This window comes from Rhodococcus sp. 05-2255-3B1, assembly GCF_002258545.1.
GTDB lineage: Bacteria > Actinomycetota > Actinomycetes > Mycobacteriales > Mycobacteriaceae > Rhodococcoides.
The window spans coordinates 44,364-62,140 of the sequence record NZ_NOZC01000017.1; the positions used below are offsets into that span (position 1 = coordinate 44,364).

The window sequence follows — 17,777 nt, forward strand, 5'->3', positions numbered from 1 at the left end:
TCGCACCACGGACAGGAGCTCGACAAGGATGGCGACCGTAGCGGCATGTACCCGACGACTCGCCGTGGGACTGCTCATGACTCTGACCTTCCTCCTCGGGCTCACGCCCGGTCCTGCTGCGGCAGTAACACTCTCGAACACCGATCTGCAGAATGCAGTGGACGAGTGGGCGGCCGAGATCGGAGCCCCGGGAATGTCGGTCCAGGTTCTGGACTCGGACACGGTGGTGGGGGAAGCATCGAACGGTGTCGACGGCAACGGCGAGCCCGTCGATGCCTCGACACCGTTCGTGTGGGGCTCGGTGTCCAAACAATTCACGGCGGCCACCGTCCTCGGGCTGGAACGGCAGGGTGTACTCGACGAGTCGACGCCCGTCGTGGACATCGTCCCGGGAGCACGGAACATGCTGGGCGACCCGGCAACGTCAGTCGGCGACCTGATGCACCACACCAGTGGCTTGCCGCACGACATCACCGTCACCGACGATTGGTCCCGGCGTGGCTCGGCCGTCGACGCAATTGCGACCATCCCGCAGCCGGTGGGGACGACCGAACGTGGATCGTTCCGCTATTCGAGCCTGAACTACATGCTCCTGCAGGCAGTGGTCGAGACCGTGACCGGTGAGTCGTTCGCCGATGCACTCGACGCCCAGGTCCTCTCGCCCGCAGACACCTCCGCCATCACCGATCCGGAACAGTTCACCGACGACGTTCCACCGGGCCATGTGCCGTTTTTCGGCTCGGCGCGACCCATCGACGTAGGAGTGGATTCGGCGGGTCTGGGCTACGGCTACCTCGCGGGCTCCACGGGCGATCTCGGACGGTACGCATCATGGCGACTGAGTCGGCTGCAGGGCGGCGAGGACACGGCTCCCGAGGTCGACACCGGCGAGGGCACCGAGTACGGCGACGGTCTGTTTCACGAGAAGATCGCAGGCCAGGACGTGTGGTGGCATTCCGGAGCCGTCCCCGGCTACTACGCCTACGTTGCATTCGTACCCGCCCTGGACAGAGCAATGGTGTTGGCCACCAATCGATACGGTGAAATCGAAGCAGAACATATCGCTGCGGTAGGAAGAAATCTCACCACGCTCGTCATCGACGGGTCGACCACAGGACTACCGTCGTCGTCGGCTCCGATGGTGCTGGGTACCATTTTCGCGGCCGTGGCTGTCCTGCTCGCCATCGTCGTCTGGGTAACCGTTCGGCTGTTCACGGGGCAGGTGCGACAGCGTTCGCTCGGTGGTGCCGCACTTCGGATCGCGATCACCACGGTGTTGGGCGGGTCGGTGCTGATCGGTGCCTACATCGGGGTGCCGACGATCGTCGGTGCGTCACTGTCCGTCATGGCGCTGTGGGCACCCGACGTCACCCTGGCGTTCTGGATTCTGCTCGGCACGGTGTTTCTCGCATCTGCACTGGTGGTGACCGATCAGGTGGTCAACTACGGTCGAATTCGGCAGACCTGATCGGTCGGACGAACCCACACGGACGAACTGCTCCCCGGCCGCAGGGCCGGGGAGCAGCGTCGGTCGAGGTGGTCCTACTTGGCGGAGACGCGGACCAACTTCTTGTTCACGAACTCGTCCATGCCCCACGGTCCCAGCTCACGGCCGACGCCGGAGCGCTTGACGCCGCCGAACGGCAGGCCCGGCAGGGTGGTGCCGTGCTCGTTGACGAAGGCCATACCGACCTCGAGCTGCTCGGCCACGTCGCGGGCCTTGTCCAGATCGGCGCTCCACACCGAGCCGCTCAGGCCGTAGGCGGAGGAGTTCGCCAATTCGATTGCCTGCTGCGGGCTTTCGACCTTGTAGATCACTGCGGCCGGTCCGAACAGCTCTTCGCTGTACGCACGCATGTCGGGGGTGACGTCGGTCAGCAGCGTGGGCTGCACGAAAGCACCCGGTCCGTCGATCTTCTTGCCGCCGGTGAGCAGTGTCGCGCCCTTGGCGACGGCGTCGTCGATCTGCTCGATCAACGTGTCGGCCGCTGTCTGTGACGACAGTGGGCCGAGCGTGGTGTTCGCGTCCAGCGGGTCGCCGGTCTGCACGGCCTCGAACGAGGCGGTGAGCTTGGTGACGAAGTCGTCGTAGTGCTCCTCGGCGACGAGGATGCGCTTGGCGGCGTTGCAGGCCTGACCTGCGTTGGAGAGTCGCGCCCTGGTCGCGGACTCGACTGTTGCATCCATGTCGTCGGAGTCGAGCATGATGAACACGTCCGATCCGCCCAGCTCCAGGACGACCTTCTTGAGGTTGCGTCCTGCTGTTTCGGCGACGGACGTTCCGGCTCGCTCGCTACCGGTGAGCGAGACGCCCTGCACGCGTGGATCGGCGATCATGTCGGCGATCTGCTCGTTGGTCGCGAAGATGTTGATGTACGCGTCCTGGGGGAGTCCGGCCTGCTGGAAGATCTCCTCCATCAGCAGCGCCGACTGCGGGCAGTTGGGTGCGTGCTTGAGCAGAATCGTGTTGCCCACCATCAGGTTCGGGCCGGCGAACCGAGCCACCTGGTAGTAGGGGAAGTTCCACGGCATCACGCCGACGAGCGCGCCGACCGGCTTGCGCTGCAGCACAGTGTCTTCCGCACCGGGTACGTCGAGCTTCTCGTCCTCGAGCAGAGCGGGGCCGTTGTCGGCGTAGTAGCGGTAGATGTTCGACGACAGCTCCACCTCACCCTGGGATTCGGTGAGTGGCTTGCCCATTTCGAGTGAGATGGTCCTGGCCAGCTCGTCGGAGCGTTCGGTGTAGAGGTCGGCGACCTTGTGCAGAATTTCGGCGCGATGCTTCGGTGAGGTCTTGCGCCACGTCCGGAATCCGGCGTCTGCGTCGGCGAGCGCGCGCTCGACACCGGCCGAGTCGAGGGTTTCGAATTCCTTGACGGTTGTGCCGTCGGCGGGATTGACAGTCTTGTAGGTCGTCATGATTCGTTCAACGGTCGGGGAGGGGTCTGTTGTTCCAATTCGGGCAAATCGGATGCTCCGACGGTGGTCAGGGGCGGATCGAGGAACGCTGCGAAAACCTATGAGCGCCCTACTGGTCGGTAACTTGGAATCGCAGGTGGAGTGATACCCCACTGCCCCGCACATCGGCGGGTTCAAAGATTAAAGTCGACGGTGGACGCATCCAAAAGACGACGTTGAAACTGAGGCAAAGGCGAAACATGACAGCGAAGAAGCCGACCATCATCTATACCCTGACCGACGAGGCGCCGATGTTGGCGACTCACGCGTTTCTGCCGGTCATACGTTCTTTCGCCAGCGCGGCCGAGATCAACGTCGAGTCGAGTGACATCTCCGTTGCCAACCGCATCCTCGCCGAGTTCCCCGATTACCTGAACGAAGACCAGCGAGTGACCGACAACCTCGCCGAGCTGGGCAAGCTGACTCAGCTGCCCGAGACCAACATCATCAAGCTGCCGAACATCAGCGCATCGGTGCCGCAGTTGCTCGCTGCCGTCAAGGAACTGCAGGACAAGGGCTACGCGATCCCCGACTTCCCCGGCAACCCGAAGACCGACGAAGAGCGCGAGATCCGCGACCGGTACACCAAGTGCCTCGGCAGCGCGGTCAATCCTGTTCTGCGTGAGGGTAACTCGGACCGCCGTGCACCCAAGGCGGTCAAGGAGTTCGCCCGCAAGCACCCGCACTCCATGACCGAATGGTCGATGGCGTCACGCACCCACGTCGCGCACATGCGCGAGGGCGATTTCTACCACGGAGAGAAGTCGACGGTCGTCGACGGAGACCGTGAGATCAAGATGGAACTGCTGCCCGCGGACGGCGAGCCGATCGTGCTCAAGGAGAAGGTCTCGCTCACCGACGGTGACGTGATCGACTCGATGTTCATGAGCAAGAAGGCGCTCCTCGACTTCTACGAGGAGCAGATGCAGGACGCCTACGAGACCGGCGTCATGCTGTCCCTCCACGTGAAGGCCACGATGATGCGGGTATCGCACCCCATCGTGTTCGGCCACGCCGTTCGCGTGTTCTACAAGGACGCGTTCGCCAAGCACAACGAGATCTTCGAAGAGCTGGGCGTCAACGTCAACAACGGCCTGTCGGACCTGTACGCCAAGATCGAGACACTCCCGGCGTCCAAGCGTGACGAAATCATCGAAGACCTGCACAAGTGTCACGAGACCCGTCCGGAACTCGCGATGGTCGACTCCGCCCGCGGAATCTCGAACTTCCACTCGCCCAGCGACGTCATCGTCGACGCATCGATGCCCGCGATGATCCGCGCCGGCGGCAAGATGTGGGGAGCCGACGGTCGTCCCAAGGACACCAAGGCCGTCAACCCCGAGTCGACGTTCTCCCGGATCTACCAGGAGATGGTGAACTTCTGCAAGACCAACGGACAGTTCGATCCGACGACGATGGGCACCGTCCCCAACGTCGGCCTGATGGCGCAGAAGGCCGAAGAGTACGGCTCGCACGACAAGACCTTCGAGGTACCGAAGGCAGGCGTCGCCAACATCACCGATATCGCCACCGGCGAGGTACTGCTCACGCAGACCGTCGAAGAGGGCGACATCTGGCGTCTGTGCATCGTCAAGGACGCGCCGATCCAGGACTGGGTCAAGCTCGCCGTGACACGCGCCCGTGAGTCCGGAATGCCGGTCGTCTTCTGGCTCGACCCGTACCGCCCGCACGAGAACGAGCTCATCGGCAAGGTGCGCACGTACCTGAAGGATCACGACACCGAGGGCCTCGACATCCAGATCATGTCGCAGGTTCGCGCAATCCGGTACACGATGGAGCGTCTGGTCCGCGGACTCGACACCATCTCCGCGACCGGCAACATTCTGCGCGACTACCTCACCGACCTGTTCCCGATCCTCGAGCTCGGCACCAGCGCCAAGATGCTCTCCATCGTTCCTCTGATGGCAGGCGGCGGACTGTACGAAACGGGTGCGGGTGGCTCGGCTCCCAAGCACGTCAAGCAGCTCATCGAGGAGAACCACCTGCGCTGGGACTCGCTCGGCGAGTTCCTGGCTCTGGCAGTGAGCCTCGAAGACCTCGGCACCAAGACCGGCGACGTCAAGGCGACCATCCTCGCCAAGGCACTCGACGCCGCCACCGGCAAGCTGCTCGAGAACAGCAAGGGCCCGTCGCGCTCGACCGGTGAACTCGACAACCGCGGCAGCCAGTTCTACCTCGCCCTCTACTGGGCCGAGGAGTTGGCCGCACAGACCGAGGACACCGAACTGGCCAAGCACTTCGCCGCACTGGCGAAGACGCTGTCGGAGAACGAAGACAAGATCGTCTCCGAGCTCAACGAGGTCCAGGGCAAGGCAGTCGACATCGGCGGCTACTACTACCCGGACCCCGAAGCCACCGCTGCAGTGATGCGTCCGTCCAAGACCTTCAACGAGGCTCTGGAGTCGTTCAAGCTGTAGTTTCTCTGGCTCACCCCCATCGAATGAATGGTCCATTCACGCGCTCAGACGTTGTGAATGGGCCATTCATTCGTATTGGGGTGCACCAGAATTCGGTCCACCACCCACCCCGTTCGGAGCCGGCCCCGCCCACCCCGTTCGGATCAATGTGACTTTCACGCGCTCAGACGTACTGAATGGACCATTCATGCGTTACGGGGCGGCACCAAGATGTCGAGAAACGCCGTACAGCTCGCACTGTGGCGACGCCCTGGCAGTTGGACAACGGAGATCGTGCGATGGATCGTCGGCTCGATGGGCAGGTAGACGAGGCTCGCGAACGACATCATCGGCACCACCAATTCCGGGATGACGGTGATGCCGAGTCCCGCCGCGGTCAGGCCCGCCACCGCGGCCACGTTGTGTGCCTGAACCGACGGTCCGACGTCGACTCCGGCGTTTTCCAGTGCCAGTCGCACGTGCGACGCGATGCTCGATTCCGGGCCGAAGGCTATGAACGGCTCGTCGGCGAGGTCGGTCCATCTCAGGCTCTTGCGCTGCGCCAGAGCGTGATTCGGCGGTAGTGCGCACACGAATGCGTCGGTGCTGACTGTCGTACGCATCAAATCGTTCGCTCGCCCCGAGGCAGCAACCACCGCGAAATCCACGGAACCGTCACGTACGGAGGCCACTACGTCGTCGCGCAGGCCGTCCCTGATGTGCACTGAGACATCGGGATGGCTGTCGCGGAATCCGACGATGTACGGCGGGAGGAACGTCGCCGCGATCGACGGTAGGCACGCGATGGTGACGGTTCCGCGGTCGCCCGAGACGAAGCGCCCGATCTGCTCCAGGCCGTCATCGAACTCGAGCAAGACCCGACGGGCATAGGCCGTCACGTCGTGTCCATCACCGGTGAGGTCGACGCTGCGGGTGGTGCGTACGAACAGTCGCACGCCCAGGCGGCGCTCCGCCTCGGCGACCGTGCGACTGAGGTTTGGTTGTGAAACCCCGAGGGACGCGGCCGCCGAGGTGAAGCTCGCGAGATCGGCCAGCGCCACGATGGCCCGTAGGTGTGCGATGCCGAGATTGATGCTCACAGCGAATGAATCTATACCCAACTGATGTTGGACTGCGTAAGTGATCTGCACAACACTCGACGTATTCGATGAAGGAGATCACATGCTGTCGCTGCTCGGCTTCGGGACGATTGCCGTCATCCTGCTGCTGTTGTTCACCCAACGCGTCGCGGCCATCGTTGCGCTCGCGGGTGTCCCACTCGCTGCTGCGTTCCTGGCCGGCAACTCACCGTCCGAGGTGGCAGGGTTCGTCAAGGACGGGCTGGGTGGCGTGGTGGGCGTCGCGGCCATGTTCCTGTTCGCGATTGTCTTCTTCGGGATCATGCGCGACGCAGGTCTGTTCGATCCCATCATCGCCCGCATCGTGCGCTGGGCAGGTAGCGCCCCGCCGACCGTCGCAGTCGCGACCACTGCCCTCGCCGTGGTGGCTCACCTCGACGGTGCCGGCGCAACCACGTTCCTGATCGCAGTCCCCGCCATGCTGCCGATCTACGAACGTCTCGGTATGAGCAGACTCGTTCTGGCCACCTGCGTCGGTCTCGGTGCCGGAGTGATGAACATGGTCCCCTGGGGTGGTCCGACTGCTCGCGCTGCAGCAACTGTGGGTGTCGACGCCAACGAACTGTGGGTCCCGCTGATTCCTGCTCAGATCGCCGGGGTCGTGTTGGCACTGGGTGCTGCCTACTACCTGGGTCGGCGTGAGCGGACCCGTCTGGCCAAGGTTGCCGCGGGCGATGCGTCGGCCGTCGTGGAGGAGTCGACGGCGCGAGTCGCCGAACGCGTATCCGTGGGATCCGGGGATACCGGATCCGCGGTCGGTGACGCGAACGAGGACCCCGGCAGCCCGTCGACCGGCGCGGACGATTCGGACGTTCCGGCAACCGCGTCGAGTGACCGAGCGCTGCTGCGGCCGAAGTTGTTCTGGGTCAACGCCTTCCTGGTAGTCGCGACGTTGGCTGCGTTGATCGCCGCCGTCGCCCCTCCGGAAACCTGCTTCATCATCGCCACTATCGTGGCGCTCCTCGTCAACTACCGCGGAATGAAAGCACAGTCCGCCCGCATCGAGGCCCACGCTGTCGGCGCGATGCTGATGGTCGGCACGTTGTTGGCTGCAGGGGTACTACTCGGTGTGCTCGACGGCAGCGGCATGATCGAGTCCATGGCGGTCAGCGCAGCGAATGCCATTCCGGACGCAATGGCCCCCGCCTTGCCGCTCATCGTCGGCGTGTTCGCCGTCCCGATGAGCCTGATCTTCGGACCGGACGCCTACTACTTCGGCGTGCTGCCGGTCCTCATCGAGGTGGGTGACCAGTTCGGCGTCAGCGCAATCGATCTGGCGCAAGCCTCGATCATCGGTGAGGAAACGGTCGGATTTCCGATCAGCCCGATGACCGGCGCGTTCTACCTTCTGGTGGGTCTCGCGAAAGTCGACATCGGCAGGCACATTCGGCACACGCTGGGGTGGGCGTGGCTGATCAGTCTCGGCATGCTCGGCGTTGCCATGGCCACCGGCGCGATCCCCCTGTGGTCGTCATGAGTCGCGACGGAACGATCCGGCTCGGGGCCGGAGCAGGCTTCGCCGGCGACCGCATCGACCCGGCACAGGTCTTGGCTGAGCGCGGTGAGCTCGACTATCTCATCTTCGAGTGCCTCGGTGAGCGGACGGTTGCAACCGGGCAAGCCCGAAAATTGCTCGATCCCAAAGCGGGCTACGACCCTTTGTTGGCAGCGCGGATGCGTGCAGTTCTCGGGGCGACGACGGAGCAGGGCATCACCGTCGTCACCAACTCCGGAGCCGCGAATCCTGTTGCGGCAGCCGCGGTCGTCGCGCAGGTGGCGGAGCAGGTGTGCTCGCGTTCGGTGCGCGTCGCTGCTGTCACCGGCGACGACGTGCTCGACGCGGTGCGTCGCATCGATCCGGTGGTGTGGGAGACCGGACGCCCGCTGTCGGAGCATTCCGAGGAACTGGTGTCGGCCAACGCGTATATCGGGACCGATGCGGTACTGCCCGCACTCGACGTCGGTGCCGACGTGATCATCACGGGCCGTCTCGCCGATCCGGCGCTGTATCTCGCACCTCTGATGCACGAATTCGGTTGGGCCGGGCAGGATTGGGAGACACTCGGTGCAGGGACAGCCGTCGGGCATCTTCTCGAATGCGCGGGCCAACTGACCGGTGGCTACTTCGCCGACCCGGTCACCAAGCCGGTGCAGGGTTTGGCGAATCTGGGTTTTCCGTTCGGCGACGTATATGCCGATGGCACAGCAGAATTCGGCAAAGTCGACGGCACCGGCGGGGAGCTGACGCGTCGAACGTGCGCCGAGCAGCTGCTCTACGAGGTGGGCAATCCCGCCAGGTATTTGACGCCGGACGTGACCGCCGATTTCACCGGAGTCTCCTTCGAGACCGTCGGACCCGATCGGGTGGCGGTGTCGGGGGCGACGGGCAGTACCCGGCCCGAGGAGCTGAAAGTGACCCTCGGATTCCGCGGCGGTTGGCTCGGTGAGGGGCAACTCAGCTACGCCGGGCCGCACGCGCTGCAACGCGCCGAGCTCGCCGGAGAGATTGTGCAGCAACGACTGTGGGAGGTGCACGGCATTCCGGCAGAGAATGTCGGCATCGAGTACATCGGGGCGGGTGCGGCATTCCGCGGACTTGCTGCCCCAACCGATGTCCCCGAAGTGCGATTGCGCGTCACGGCAAAGGTGCCCAACGCGGAGACAGCCTCGTTGGTGGGGTGGGAAGTCGAAAGTCTGTACACCAACGGCCCGGCCGGGGGAGGTGGCGCACGGAGCAGCAGCGCCGAGGTTCTTGCCATCAGATCGTGTCTCATTCCACGTGCACAGGTAACGACCGCTGTACACACCACGGAGGTGACGGTATGACGACTGTCGACGATCTCGCCGACGTGCGAACCGGGGACAAGGGCGACACCCTGATCCTCGCTGTCTTCCCGCGGACAGACCAACACTACGAGCTACTGGCCCGCGAACTGACTGTAGATGCCGTCGCCACGCATTTCGCACCGCTGGTCACCGGAGACGTGCGCCGCACTGCAATGCCTCTGGTCTCCGGGTTGGTGTTCGAGCTACCCGGCGTGCTCGGTGGGGGAGTGACGGGTAGCCCGGTGCTCGACGGTCACGGAAAGTGTCTGAGCTACCACCTGCTGAGTATGGCTGTGGGCGAGCAGATCTAGCCGAGTTGCTCGACCTCGGCGTCGGGCAACACCGGCAGCGCAACCGGATACAACTGGAAACTTCCGCTCATTCCCTTGAGTTCGACGTCGCGGGGCGTTCCGAGAGTCAGATCATGCGCCGCGCCGATTGCATTGCGCACCGGTTCGCTGACCAGAATTTCACCGCCGTCGGCCTGTCCGGCGACGCGTGCGGCCATAGCGACGTTGAGTCCGAAGAGGTCGTCGCCGCGTCGCACGGAACTGCCCACGTGTACGCCCATGCGTACGCGGATGCGGTCCCAGCGGTCGGGGTTCTTCAGCAACGCCTCTTGGACTTTCACCCCGCAGCGCACCGCTTGGGCAGGGTCGGAGAAGGCGATCATGTAGCCGTCGCCTTGGCTCTTGACCACGTGACCTCCGTGGTCGTCGACGTGTTTGCGGATCAGCTTGTTGTGCTTCTCGAGCAGCTTCACCCAGCCGCGGTCGCCGAGTTCCTCGTTGCGTGCGGTGGATCCTTCGATGTCGGAGAACATCACGACGATGTCGCCGTCGGCCGTCATGCGCGCCAAGTCAGGGCGTTCGACCTTGGCCCAGCCGGCGAGGTCTTCGACGGAGTTGCGGACCGTTGCGCCGAAACCCTTGTTGATGAGTAAGTCCGTCGTGTGAAAGGCGGTTCTGATCGCGAAGGGGACCAGGCCTCGTCGCTTACGCCGTTGTTGCGATTCGGCAAGCGCACGGTCCAGGGCACGGCGTGTGCTGCCGAGCTTTCGACGCGAGACGATCAAGACCACGCCGAGAGCGATGATGGCGGCGAGTTCGACTCCGGCAACTATCCACAGGATCACGTCGCTCATCCTTGCCTGTCGGCCGCATCCGTGGGTGCGCAACCGACCGCGAAGTGCCGTCGATACGCCGTCGGGGTCACCGCGAATGCCGAGCGGAAGTTCTGACGCAATGTGACGGGGCTACCGAATCCGCACAGCGTCGCGATGTTCTCGATACTGCGATCGGTGGTTTCGAGCAGGCTCCGAGCTTCCTCGAGTCGTTTGTCCAGCACCCAGCGAGCGGGGGTGGACCCTGTCGCGAGCTGAAACTGGCGGATGAAGCTGCGTCGGCTCATGCGCGCGCGTTCGGCCAGTCGCTCGATGGGCAACGGCTCGTCCAGTCGTTCGAGTGCCCAGCTCTGTACGTCGGCGATCGTGGTGTCTCCGGCTGCTTCGACGACCGGACGTTCGATGTACTGCGCTTGCCCGCCGTCGCGATGGGGTGCGACCACCAGGCTGCGAGCCACCCGCGTCGCCGCAGCCGAACCGAGGTGCTTGCGGACGATGTGGAGGCAGGAATCGATCGACGACGCAGTGCCCGCAGAGGTCATCACGTCACCGTGGTCGATGTAGAGCACGGACTCGTCGACGCCGGCGTGTGCATTTCGCTCCCGCAGCTCGGGCATTTTCGTCCAGTGTGTGACGGCGGGGCGTCCGGCGAGCAGGCCGGTATCGGCGACGGCGAATGACCCGAGACACAGTCCTGCGATCTCCGCGCCTCGCATATGCGCTCCGCGAAGCGCCGAGGAGAGGTCATTGCCGATGTGAGGCAACGACTCCGGCCAGGACGTCACGATGACGATGTCGGCCCAGTCGACGGTATCGGGCCCAGCGATCCCGCCGACAGGAAACCCCTCTTCGGTGCGGATCGACCCGGCTTCGTCGGACCACACTCGCGTCTCCCAGTCCGGGGCGAGCCCGAGTCGGGTCACCTCGCCGAACACCATCAACGGTGCCGCGAGATGGAACATCGTGATGCCATCGAACGCGTAGAGCGCGATGCGCATGGCTGACTCCGATCTCGTACGTTGGCGCAAATCCATCGAAAGTATGCATCCGTGCCACTCGTGCAGGCAAGGCCGCCACCGCAGGATGAGAAGCGACCGAGATCGCCAGTCGAAGGAGAACACCATGACCGCACCGCGCAGAGCATTGATCGTCATCGACGTCCAGCAGGAGTACTTCGAGGGTGTCTTGCAGATTCAGTACCCGCCCCGTGACGAGTCGTTGGCCAACATCGTTCGCGCGATCGAAGCGGCTGCGGCGCAGAATCTTCCCGTCGCGATCGTGCAGCACGAGATGCCCGAAGGCGCGCCCGCATTCGTCAAGGGCACCCCGACGTACGAGCTGCACCCCGACATTCAGGCGCTCGTGCAGCCGTCCTTCGAGCGGGTCGAGAAGAAGTACAGCAGCGTGTTCGCCGGAACCGGCATCACGAAGTGGCTGCAGGGCAACAACATCGACACCGTCACCATCGTCGGATACATGACCAACAACTGCGACCTCGCCTCCAGCGCCGACGCCGAGGTCCTTGATTTGACCGTCGAGATCCTGGCCGACGCCACCGGCGCGATCAATCTGTCGAACGAGGCGGGCACTGTGTCGGCCGAACAACTGCACAAGGCTTTGATGGTGCTCTTGCAGTCGAACTTCGCGGCGGTAGCGACGACGGATCAGTGGATCGACGCCGTCAAGAACGGAAACGAGCTCACCGCAAACAATCTGGTGGTCTCCGCGGCTCAGGGCAACGACGCGGTGGCCTGAGCTTCTACACTTTCCACGTGACTGCGCGGGCGATTACCGATCGGACCCTCGGTGCATGGGTGATCAAGTGCAATCCGCACAAGACCGATCTCGCACCGATGGTCCGAGCTGGACGTGCGCACGAGCACTGGTGCGTCGCTGACAACTACCGAACGCGTCTGATGGCACCTGGTCAACCGGTGCTGTTCTGGGTCAGTGCTCATCCGAGACGCGGAATCTGGGGTGCCGGTCGGTTGACCGGCACCCCGGTCCCCGGCCCGCAGTGGAAGATCTCGACGAACATCGCCTTGTTCGACGAGCCGATCCTCGCGTCGGATATTCGGTCCGTCGCATCATTGTCGAATCTCGAGGTGTTTCGATCGCCGCAGCAATCGAATCCGTCCTGGCTCGACGCGTCCGCGTGGGCGTCGATCCGACCGATGCTGCCTCTCGAATGATGTGATGGCGGTATGGCACTGGAAGACGAGCCGACGCAGCACGGGATGTTGGATGTCGGGGACGGTCAACGCATCTACTGGGAGCAATGGGGTCCGTCCGATGGCGTGCCGGCGGTCTACCTGCACGGTGGACCAGGCGGGACCCTGAATGCCAGTCAGTTTCGTCGCCACTTCGACCTGACCCGTGTTCGCGCAGTCGGATTCGAGCAGCGTGGGTGCGGGCGGTCCACTCCGCACGCGTCGGACCCCTCGACGTCGTTGGACACCAACACCACTGCGCACCTGATCGCCGATATCGAACTCCTGCGCGAGCACCTCGGCGTCGAGGCGTGGATCGTCAACGGCGCGTCATGGGGATCGACCCTCGCTCTTGCCTACGCCCTCGAACATCCGACGCGTGTCCTCGGTGTCGTCCTGTTCGCAGTCACCACGACCGGCCGTGCGGAGGTCGACTGGATCACCGAGGGCGTCGGCGCGATCTTCCCCGAAGCCTGGGATCGGTTCGCAACCTTCGCCGAGCAGTCGGGCCTCGGTTATCGACGGGGCCGAGGCCGAATCGTCGACGCTTACGACCGACTGATGAATTCGCCCGATCTCTCGTTGCGCGACAATGCATCCCGAGAGTGGGCATTGTGGGAGGACGTCCACATATCGATCGGCACCGGCGGTATGAGACGCGATCCCAGGTGGGAGGATGACCGGTTTCGTCTGGCATTCGTGCGACTGGCCGCGCATTACTGGTCGCACGACGGGTTCTGCGATCCGCCTCTGCTCGATCGCGCCGACGGTTTGCGTGATGTCCCGGGTGTCCTGATCCACGGCCGAAAGGACATCTCGGGACCCGCTGTCACGCCGTGGCGTCTGCATCGACGTTGGCCCGGGTCGACACTCGTCGTCGATGAGGGGGACGGGCATGGGGGCAGGTTCATGGCGGCGCGCTGGGACGCTGCGAACGATGCATTGACCAACCGGGCCCTGCAGGAGCCGAATGGTGCATGATCGAGAGGTGACTTCCTTCCCGATCATCGACCTGACTCCCGACGAGTTGCTGACCACGACGCGCACCGTTCGCAAGCGCCTGGACCTGACGCGGCCGGTGCCGATGGAGCTGATCAAGGAATGTCTCGAGATCGCTCTGCAGGCACCGTCCGGCTCGAACAAGCAGGGTTGGCAGTGGATCGTCGTCACCGATCCTGATCTTCGGGCTCGCATCGGTGCGATCTACGGCGAACTGTTCACCGCGTATCAGGCGTCCAAGCATTCCGCGTCGGCGCTGTTCGCAGACGACCCGGAACGCGCCTCGGTGCAGAAGCGCGTCGGAGACAGTGCGAGCTGGCTCGGCGAGCACATGGGTGAGGTGCCGGTGCTGCTGATTCCGTGCATCCAGGCCGGCAAGACGCTCCCGGCCGGCAATCAAGCAGGTCTGTGGGGCTCACTCCTGCCTGCGGTATGGAACTATGCCCTGGCTGCGCGGGCGCGTGGTCTCGGAACGGCTTGGACGACAATCCATCTCGCCAAGGAAAGAGAGATCTCCGAGCTGCTCGGCATCCCCGAGGACTTCCATCAGGGTGCGCTGATTCCCACGGCGTACTACACGGGTGAGACGTTCAAAGTCGCTCCGCGGGATCCGATCGAAACTATGCTGCACGTCGACCGCTGGTGATCCACGGGCAGCCCGTCCCAATCCCGGTAGTGTCGAAAGGCAACTACCTGGGCAGCCCCATCTTGTACTGCAGGGCGTAGGCCAGCTTGCCTGGTTTGTCGTCCGAGTACGGGGCCGAGAGCTTTCCGAATTCTCCCTTGCCGGCTGCCTTACCGTCGTTCCACGCGTTCAGCGCGCCGAGTTCCGCTGCGGTGCGGCCACTGTCGATCACCGCGTCTTTGGGAGCCGCGACCTGTGCACGCGACACCGCCTCGACGGTGCTGAGGTAGCTCGTCAGGTTGTTGCTGTCCCAGCCGCTGGTGTCGACGGCACCCGAGTCGCGAACCCATGCACCCCAATAGAATTCCTGGAAGGGGATGGTTCCGGGGGTGAAGCCGATGTCGCGGGCGAAGTACGTCAGGCTGCGGTATCTGTCGTTCTGGAACTTGGCGAGGCCGACTCCCGACGGGAGTTGTTCCACCGGAACCTCGTTGCCGTCGACGTCGTAGTTCCACACCCACTTCTCGGCCTTCATCCGCGCCCAGAAATCGGCTGTGCTCAGGTCACTGAGGTTCGCGACCACCCGCAGGCGAAGGTGCAGATTCGGTCCACCGTCGGCCGTTTCGTAGAACGAGGTCAGCGTGTGGTGACCGTCGGTCAGGTACGGCACGCCACCCGGACCGATGACGACAGTCTTCATCGGTGCGATGGTGTCGGGCGTTTCCAGACCGACGGGGACGGTGCAGGTGAACGACGACGGATTGTCCAGTCGCGCATCGGGCAACGCGGACGCGGCCTCTTCCTGGCCGTTGGCCTCGCACCAGTCGTCGAACTTCTTGTTGATCTCGTCTTTGCCGAGCGTGTATCGGCCGAGCTTGTAATACACCTCGTCGTACCCGAGCGAGGGTTGCGTCGCGCGCACCTCACCGATCGGCAGATCGAGAAGCTCACCCGCTTCGGCACATCGGTAGCCGAGGCCCGCGGACGATCCGGTGGGAAGCAGGTCTGCGACCTGACACAGCGGCGACGCCGTGCGTGCCGGCGCGGCCGTGGCAACGCTGGTCATCGACGCGGATACGACAGAGATCAATGCAAGCGTGCCCAGCAGGGCTGCTCTACGACGCGAGACCATTCGGTGAAACTCCTCTGAGTTCGAGTGAAGTTCTCCGAGAGTGCAGCCCGCGGGTCACCGGTCGATGTCGCAGAGCCGAACCGGAGGTGTTCGAGAGGTGAACGCAGCGCGCCGGTCAGCGATCCTCGCGCAACATCGCGTAGACGAGGGTGTCGGTCCATTCGCCCTTGCACCGCCAGTTCTGCCGGAAGTGCGCTTCCTGACACATCCCGACCCGCGCGGCCAGTCGGGCAGAGGCGTCGTTCCGGCCGTCCAGCTGTGCGCTGACGCGGTGGATCTGGGGTAACGAGAACACGTGCTCGATTAAGGCGGTGACCGCCTCGGTGGCGTACCCGCGGCCCGCAACGTCGGGGGAGAACGTCCAGCCGAGTTGGACGAGAGCCGGGGAACCGTCGACCAACCACGCCTCGACGTTTCCCACCACCGTTCCCTCGTGCTCGGCGACCATCGCGAGTGCTTGGGTGTGCAGTCCGATTCGCTTCATCCGTTTGCCCACCGCAGCAACCGCATCGGTGTGTGTCCACGCTTCGTGGAGCAGATAGCGGCAGACTTCCGGGTCGCTGTAGTAGGCGAGGATCCTGTCCGCATCGGCGGGTTCGTACAGACGAAGGGTCAGGCGCTCGGTGTGGATGGGCTCGACGGTCATATGTCCGATTCTGCCCGACTTGTATTCACGCTGATTCGAACCCTGGTCCAGGACCCGACGTGTGATGGATGGTGGTGAGTCGAACCTGCCCTCGCTCAACCGGAAGGCCTGTACCCATGGTCATGACGTCGTATGCCGCTCCCGCGGGACCCGTGGACGCGAGCGACAGCGATGCCTCCGACATCGGCTCCGTACCCGTCTCGCCGAAAGGGTCTGTGTGGCAGCGGTACCGCTGGACCGTCGTGCGGGCTTTGTCGCCGGTCGTCCTCCTCGTCCTGTGGCAGATCGCCAGTGCTGCCGGAGTTCTCTCCGAACGCGTGCTGCCTGCACCGTCACTGATCTTCGATGCAGGTCTGGAATTGCTGCGCAACGGCGAACTGGCGAACGCCCTGGCCATTTCCGGAACTCGCGTAGTCCAGGGGCTCGTGCTCGGTGGGGTGATCGGGGTGGCGCTCGGAGCGCTCGTCGGACTGTCCAAACTTGCCGAGGCAACCGTCGACCCGCCGCTGCAGATGCTGCGCGCGCTACCGCACCTCGGTCTCATCCCGCTGTTCATCCTGTGGTTCGGAATCGGGGAGACTCCCAAGATCCTGCTCGTTGCTCTCGGAGTCGCATTTCCGTTGTATCTGAACACGTTCTCGGCGATCCGCCAGATCGATCGCAATTTCCTCGACACGGCCGTCGTACTCGGTTTCTCGTGGCGTCAGCGGTTCACCACGATCATTGCGCCGAGCATCGCCCCGCAACTGCTGGTGGGACTTCGTCAGTCGTTGGCCATTGCGTGGTTGTCGCTGATCGTGGCCGAGCAGATCAACGCCGAATCCGGGCTCGGCTACATCATTAACAACGCGCGCGATTTCCTGCGGGTGGACACCATCATCTTCGGGCTAGTCGTCTACGCCCTGATGGGAATCGCCACCGACGGCATCGTCCGAATCCTCGAAAAACGAGCTCTCCGTTACCGATTGGATGCTTGATTCATGACCTCGACGACGACCTCGGTCGCCACGCTGCGCGGCATCGACAAGTTCTACGGTGCCAGTCACGTGTTGAAGGGTGTCGACCTGTCCATCGAACGCGGCGAGATCGTCTCGCTGGTGGGACGATCCGGCTCCGGTAAGTCAACGATTCTGCGTGTTCTGGCCGGCCTGTCGACGGACCACACCGGGGAGCGGCATGTCGCCGGGCATCCCGCGGTGGCGTTCCAGGAACCGCGGCTGTTTCCGTGGCGCTCGGTCCGCCAGAACGTCTCCTACGGGCTCAACACAGCCGGCGTGACGGGGAACGAAGCGTTGACAGCTGCGGATGCGACCCTCGACGAAGTCGGCCTCGCCGACAAGCGCGACGCATGGCCGATGACGTTGTCCGGCGGCCAAGCTCAGCGCGCCGCACTCGCCAGAGCATTGGTGGGCGAGCCGGAGCTGCTGCTGCTCGACGAACCGTTCGGCGCTCTCGACGCGCTCACCCGGCTGTCCATGCAGTCGCTGCTGCTCGACCTGTGGGGTCGGCACCGATTCGGCATCCTCCTGGTCACGCACGACGTCGACGAGGCAATTGCGTTGGGAGACCGGGTGTTGGTGCTCGACGGGGGTGGCGTGGCCGAGACCGTCACCATCGACCTGCCTCGTCCACGCGACCGAGGAACAGCCGGATTCTCTCGCATCCGCACTCATCTGCTCGGGGCGCTCGGCGTCCACTGAAC

17 protein-coding genes are annotated in these 17,777 nt (G+C 64.1%); 11 read left to right on the forward strand and 6 right to left on the reverse strand.

The window, feature by feature from the left end; genetic code table 11:
• The first annotated feature begins 28 nt into the window (after positions 1–28).
• The gene (locus tag CH249_RS09635; RefSeq protein ID WP_254924234.1) at positions 29–1,468 is read left to right on the forward strand and encodes a serine hydrolase; all 1,440 of its coding nucleotides are present in this window, start codon (positions 29–31) and stop codon (positions 1,466–1,468) included.
• 74 nt (positions 1,469–1,542) lie between these two features.
• Here the strand turns inward: CH249_RS09635 and CH249_RS09640 are convergent, their stop codons facing one another.
• The gene (locus CH249_RS09640) at positions 1,543–2,919 is read right to left on the reverse strand and encodes an NAD-dependent succinate-semialdehyde dehydrogenase (protein WP_032394972.1); all 1,377 of its coding nucleotides are present in this window, start codon (positions 2,917–2,919) and stop codon (positions 1,543–1,545) included.
• A gap of 239 nt (positions 2,920–3,158) precedes the next feature.
• On the opposite strand from CH249_RS09640, the gene CH249_RS09645 reads away from it, so the two are divergent.
• On the forward strand, positions 3,159–5,396 hold the full coding sequence (locus tag CH249_RS09645; RefSeq protein ID WP_032394973.1) for an NADP-dependent isocitrate dehydrogenase: 2,238 nt from the start codon (positions 3,159–3,161) through the stop codon (positions 5,394–5,396).
• A 185-nt stretch (positions 5,397–5,581) separates the two neighbouring features.
• Here CH249_RS09645 and CH249_RS09650 read toward each other — a convergent pair whose 3' ends face one another.
• Entirely contained in the window at positions 5,582–6,475 is an 894-nt protein-coding gene (locus CH249_RS09650; protein ID WP_094681841.1) for a LysR family transcriptional regulator, read from the reverse strand.
• An 82-nt stretch (positions 6,476–6,557) separates the two neighbouring features.
• Between CH249_RS09650 and CH249_RS09655 the strand changes: the two genes are divergently transcribed.
• The 3 genes from CH249_RS09655 to CH249_RS09665 are packed head-to-tail and all read left to right on the forward strand — an operon-like array spanning position 6,558 to position 9,651.
• A complete protein-coding gene (locus CH249_RS09655; RefSeq protein ID WP_094681759.1) occupies positions 6,558–7,991 on the forward strand; it encodes a CitMHS family transporter in 1,434 nt (477 codons plus the stop codon).
• The gene (locus CH249_RS09660; protein ID WP_094630878.1) at positions 7,988–9,340 is read left to right on the forward strand and encodes an acyclic terpene utilization AtuA family protein; all 1,353 of its coding nucleotides are present in this window, start codon (positions 7,988–7,990) and stop codon (positions 9,338–9,340) included. Before CH249_RS09655 ends, CH249_RS09660 begins: the two co-directional genes overlap by 4 nt.
• Complete coding sequence (locus tag CH249_RS09665) at positions 9,337–9,651, forward strand: hypothetical protein (protein ID WP_094630793.1); 315 nt, start codon at positions 9,337–9,339, stop codon at positions 9,649–9,651. Before CH249_RS09660 ends, CH249_RS09665 begins: the two co-directional genes overlap by 4 nt.
• Here CH249_RS09665 and CH249_RS09670 read toward each other — a convergent pair.
• Together CH249_RS09670 and CH249_RS09675 are read right to left on the reverse strand one after the other, a co-directional pair.
• Positions 9,648–10,484: an adenylate/guanylate cyclase domain-containing protein gene (locus tag CH249_RS09670; RefSeq protein WP_176459238.1), complete on the reverse strand. Its 837-nt coding sequence runs from the start codon at positions 10,482–10,484 to the stop codon at positions 9,648–9,650. The genes CH249_RS09665 and CH249_RS09670 overlap by 4 nt on opposite strands.
• Positions 10,481–11,461 carry a GlxA family transcriptional regulator gene (locus CH249_RS09675; protein WP_094681760.1) on the reverse strand — a complete coding sequence of 327 codons (981 nt, stop codon included), beginning with the start codon at positions 11,459–11,461 and terminating at the stop codon, positions 10,481–10,483. The genes CH249_RS09670 and CH249_RS09675 overlap by 4 nt, the downstream gene beginning before the upstream one ends.
• Positions 11,462–11,585: 124 nt before the next feature.
• On the opposite strand from CH249_RS09675, the gene CH249_RS09680 reads away from it, so the two are divergent.
• From CH249_RS09680 to CH249_RS09695, 4 genes are read left to right on the forward strand one after another with little or no spacing between them, the layout of a single operon-like run.
• Positions 11,586–12,218 (forward strand): isochorismatase family protein, encoded by a 633-nt coding sequence (locus CH249_RS09680; RefSeq protein WP_094681842.1) that lies wholly within the window; start codon positions 11,586–11,588, stop codon positions 12,216–12,218.
• A gap of 17 nt (positions 12,219–12,235) precedes the next feature.
• Positions 12,236–12,655: an EVE domain-containing protein gene (locus CH249_RS09685; protein ID WP_256988248.1), complete on the forward strand. Its 420-nt coding sequence runs from the start codon at positions 12,236–12,238 to the stop codon at positions 12,653–12,655.
• Between the two features lie 12 nt (positions 12,656–12,667).
• On the forward strand, positions 12,668–13,654 hold the full coding sequence (locus CH249_RS09690; protein WP_094681761.1) for an alpha/beta fold hydrolase: 987 nt from the start codon (positions 12,668–12,670) through the stop codon (positions 13,652–13,654).
• Positions 13,655–13,661: 7 nt separating this feature from the next.
• Positions 13,662–14,318, forward strand: coding sequence for a nitroreductase family protein (locus CH249_RS09695; protein ID WP_094681844.1), 657 nt, complete (start codon positions 13,662–13,664; stop codon positions 14,316–14,318).
• A gap of 43 nt (positions 14,319–14,361) precedes the next feature.
• On the opposite strand, the gene CH249_RS09700 is transcribed toward CH249_RS09695, so the two are convergent.
• Together CH249_RS09700 and CH249_RS09705 are read right to left on the reverse strand one after the other, a co-directional pair.
• Complete coding sequence (locus tag CH249_RS09700; RefSeq protein ID WP_094681762.1) at positions 14,362–15,429, reverse strand: ParB/Srx family N-terminal domain-containing protein; 1,068 nt, start codon at positions 15,427–15,429, stop codon at positions 14,362–14,364.
• Between the two features lie 115 nt (positions 15,430–15,544).
• Entirely contained in the window at positions 15,545–16,075 is a 531-nt protein-coding gene (locus CH249_RS09705; RefSeq protein WP_094681763.1) for a GNAT family N-acetyltransferase, read from the reverse strand.
• A 122-nt stretch (positions 16,076–16,197) separates the two neighbouring features.
• Here CH249_RS09705 and CH249_RS09710 point away from each other — a divergent pair, with 122 nt between their 5' ends.
• Together CH249_RS09710 and CH249_RS09715 are read left to right on the forward strand one after the other, a co-directional pair.
• Positions 16,198–17,052: an ABC transporter permease gene (locus tag CH249_RS09710; RefSeq protein WP_094681845.1), complete on the forward strand. Its 855-nt coding sequence runs from the start codon at positions 16,198–16,200 to the stop codon at positions 17,050–17,052.
• Between the two features lie 3 nt (positions 17,053–17,055).
• On the forward strand, positions 17,056–17,775 hold the full coding sequence (locus tag CH249_RS09715) for an ABC transporter ATP-binding protein (RefSeq protein ID WP_032394980.1): 720 nt from the start codon (positions 17,056–17,058) through the stop codon (positions 17,773–17,775).
• The last annotated feature ends 2 nt before the right edge of the window (positions 17,776–17,777 follow it).

Coding starts and splice junctions, on each gene's coding strand:
- CH249_RS09635 (WP_254924234.1), top strand. CDS start 29: ATGGCGACCGTAGCGGCATGTACCCGACGACTCGCCGTGGGACTGCTC.
- CH249_RS09640 (WP_032394972.1), bottom strand. CDS start 2,919: ATGACGACCTACAAGACTGTCAATCCCGCCGACGGCACAACCGTCAAG.
- CH249_RS09645 (WP_032394973.1), top strand. CDS start 3,159: ATGACAGCGAAGAAGCCGACCATCATCTATACCCTGACCGACGAGGCG.
- CH249_RS09655 (WP_094681759.1), top strand. CDS start 6,558: ATGCTGTCGCTGCTCGGCTTCGGGACGATTGCCGTCATCCTGCTGCTG.
- CH249_RS09660 (WP_094630878.1), top strand. CDS start 7,988: ATGAGTCGCGACGGAACGATCCGGCTCGGGGCCGGAGCAGGCTTCGCC.
- CH249_RS09665 (WP_094630793.1), top strand. CDS start 9,337: ATGACGACTGTCGACGATCTCGCCGACGTGCGAACCGGGGACAAGGGC.
- CH249_RS09670 (WP_176459238.1), bottom strand. CDS start 10,484: ATGAGCGACGTGATCCTGTGGATAGTTGCCGGAGTCGAACTCGCCGCC.
- CH249_RS09675 (WP_094681760.1), bottom strand. CDS start 11,461: ATGCGCATCGCGCTCTACGCGTTCGATGGCATCACGATGTTCCATCTC.
- CH249_RS09680 (WP_094681842.1), top strand. CDS start 11,586: ATGACCGCACCGCGCAGAGCATTGATCGTCATCGACGTCCAGCAGGAG.
- CH249_RS09690 (WP_094681761.1), top strand. CDS start 12,668: ATGGCACTGGAAGACGAGCCGACGCAGCACGGGATGTTGGATGTCGGG.
- CH249_RS09700 (WP_094681762.1), bottom strand. CDS start 15,429: ATGGTCTCGCGTCGTAGAGCAGCCCTGCTGGGCACGCTTGCATTGATC.
- CH249_RS09705 (WP_094681763.1), bottom strand. CDS start 16,075: ATGACCGTCGAGCCCATCCACACCGAGCGCCTGACCCTTCGTCTGTAC.
- CH249_RS09710 (WP_094681845.1), top strand. CDS start 16,198: ATGACGTCGTATGCCGCTCCCGCGGGACCCGTGGACGCGAGCGACAGC.
- CH249_RS09715 (WP_032394980.1), top strand. CDS start 17,056: ATGACCTCGACGACGACCTCGGTCGCCACGCTGCGCGGCATCGACAAG.